This is a genomic window from Flavobacterium enshiense (genome assembly GCF_040750275.1).
Classification (GTDB): domain Bacteria; phylum Bacteroidota; class Bacteroidia; order Flavobacteriales; family Flavobacteriaceae; genus Flavobacterium; species Flavobacterium enshiense_B.
In genome coordinates, this window is sequence record NZ_JBDOCV010000021.1 from 1 (window position 1) to 2,922 (window position 2,922).

Sequence of the window (2,922 nt, forward strand, 5' to 3'; positions counted from 1 at the left end):
TTATAAAGCCGAAAAACGTTAGCCGTCAGTTTGGCCGAACGAAACGAAAAAAAAACAATATGAATAAAATTACATATTCTATATTCACTTTATGCTTGACAATCTTTGTCTGTTTTGGATTTGCAACAAAAAATTCAACCCAAAAAAGTAGTTCAAAATCTACATTAATTGAAGAAAGAAAGGATAGTGTCCAAACTCTGCGTCCTGAAGACTTGAATGTAAAATCTTTTCTTAAGCTTTTCACCGAAAAATATGATGAAAATAAAAACCTAAACCTAATTACTTTATCAGGTGAATTTCCAAAAAATTGGGTAAAAGATGAGGATATCGACTATTTAATGTCTCTCATAAAATCTGAAAGAAAATGTTGTTCCTATATAAATATCTACTCATCAGCAATTACAAATGAAGAAGCAGAAGTTGGTGGTTTTGCGATAATTTTTATGAACTCATATATAGAAAATAAGAAAATTAATTTAGGTTTAACGAGTAGTCCTAAAACAGATACAAAAGCAATCGAGAGAATAGAAAGTTGGTATAGGAATCGAAAAAATAAATAATAAAACCGAACGGCTAACAGCGGTTTTGTGCAAGTGGGGTTTTAGGGATTTATCGGTAATGGTCAGTGTTTGTATTTCTTCTCCGAAGTGAGGCTTTTTCTTTCAAACTTTTCGGTATATTTGTAAACATCAGTAACAAAAATCCCCACCTGACACAAAGCCGGCGGGACGTTAGCTGTCATTCATAAAAAAACGAGCGCACATAACTATGAGTACATTCGAAATCAATAACTTATCAGAAAAAAGAATTTCAATAAATATTTGTTGTTTGGAATGTCAAAAGGAGTTTTCAACGGAACTAGATACTTATTATTCAGATCAAAATCTTCCCTATTTTAATGATGATACTTTATACTGTATTCACTGTGAAAAACCATATAATTACACCGTAAAAATTGATTTAAATAAATTAGAAATAGCATTTAAACAAAAAGATATTTTTGGAAAATTAGAATACTCTGAGGAGATTGATGAAATTGATTTTAATGAAACAACTTTTTCTAGTGTAAAGAGATTCTATTTTCTTGAAATTGATCGTCTAAAACAATTATTAGATTTAGATACTGAAAATTACATCGTTAATCAATCTCTCAACAGATTAATATTTTCGGGAGTAATTACTTCACTTGAAACATATCTAAATGAAATTTTTAAATTAGTTGTATTTCATTCAAATGCTACTCTAGAAAAATTTATTGAAGAATATGAACCATACAAAAAGGAACAAATTTCTCTAAATGAGATTATATCGAAATATAATCGATTACAAGATAGGGTTAATGAAGATCTTGATAACATAATCTATCACAATATTAGTAAGTTAATTAGAATATTTAATATATTTAATTTTGAACTTAACAGATATTCTTCAATAAAATCAATGGCAAAACATATACAACAAAGACATAATTTAGTTCATAGGAGTGGATTAGATAAATATAATAATTTTCAAGATTTATCTAAAAAAGAAGTACTTACTTTAATAGAAGACACTAATTCATTTGTTACTTATATTGATAATAAAATTGAAGAAAAATGCTATTATCAAGATTTTGATTTTATAGAATTTTGAACGACAGCTAACAGTGGTTTTGCGAAATTCGGGGCTTGAGTGTGTGTCGGGAAAAATCAGTGTTTGTACTTTCTGTATTAAATTGAGCTTTTTTCTTTCAACTTTTCGGTATATTTGCTGGCAACAGTAACAAAAATCCCCAAACTTCGCAAAGCCACGGGACGTTATGGGCAAGTGCAAAAAACTGCGACTATGAAACTACTGTATCTTTTTATATTTCTTCTTTTTATGAATTGTAAAAACAAATCTGAAACCTACATTTTTACATCAAACTTTGGATATTCAATTTTACTGCCAAAAAATTGGGCGGAATATGATGACGAAGAAAATACAAATGCTTTTTTCGACACAGAAGAATGGACTGGAAATCTGAGAATAACACCAGTGAGAATTGATCCAAATAAAAATTCTGAATTATTGAAAAGCGAAATGGAGAGTTTTAATGGAAAAGCAGAACTGTTTAAAACTAATACAGGATTTGATGGATTAAAATATTCCGAAAAAAGTGGTGAAGATTTTATTTACTATTGGTATATAATCGCTAATGATAAAATGTTCATTTGCTCATTCACTATAGATTTGGATAAAAAGGATACTCAAGAAAATCAAAAGGAATTAATAAAGTAACGGAAATTATTAGCTCAATTAAACTATAGAGCACCAGCCCATAACAGCGGTTTTATAAAATGGCGGGGCTTGGTGATTAATGGGACGATCCGGCTTTAAAGTCTTTGCTCTAATTTTACTTTTTCTCTTTAAACTTTTCGGTTATATTTGTAACATCAGTAACAAAATTTCCGCCACTTTATAAAGCCGGCGGGACGTTATAATGGATGGCTCCCCGTGCGAACTGAAACCGTACGTTAAAAGGTTTTGGTTTAAAATTTTCAAAAAACTTTATGGAATAATTTTACGGAAAATCTCTCTGAAAATTCTACGCGGAATTACTTTATGGAATTACTTTGTGGAAAATGTTTGCGGAAATTTACACCGCAATTACTTCGTGGAAATAATGCGGAAATCGAAACGCAAAAATGAGAACTGAAAACATTACGCAATAGGAATGTGCAAATATTGTGATTACTGTGTGTGCCAATTTTGTGTGTCGCAACCCATTATAACACCGGTTTAAAACAATGGCAACGTTCGGGATTTATCGGTAAACTTCTGTGAATATTTTAATCTTCGATTTGAAGCTTTTTCTTGCAAACTTTTCGGTATATTTGCTTTCGGCAGTGACAAAAATTTGCCACTGTTTCAAGCCGAAAAACGTTAGCTGCAAGTTTACCA

3 protein-coding genes are annotated in these 2,922 nt (G+C 30.4%); all 3 read left to right on the forward strand.

Annotated elements, in window-relative coordinates:
- A partial coding sequence (locus tag ABGT15_RS13810; protein WP_367232041.1) for a hypothetical protein occupies nucleotides 1-560 on the forward strand: 560 nt, incomplete at its 5' end.
- Between the two features lie 208 nt (nucleotides 561-768).
- Nucleotides 769-1,632, forward strand: coding sequence for a hypothetical protein (locus tag ABGT15_RS13815; protein ID WP_367232042.1), 864 nt, complete (start codon nucleotides 769-771; stop codon nucleotides 1,630-1,632).
- 114 nt (nucleotides 1,633-1,746) lie between these two features.
- The gene (locus tag ABGT15_RS13820) at nucleotides 1,747-2,259 is read left to right on the forward strand and encodes a DUF3805 domain-containing protein (RefSeq protein ID WP_367232043.1); all 513 of its coding nucleotides are present in this window, start codon (nucleotides 1,747-1,749) and stop codon (nucleotides 2,257-2,259) included.
- The last annotated feature ends 663 nt before the right edge of the window (nucleotides 2,260-2,922 follow it).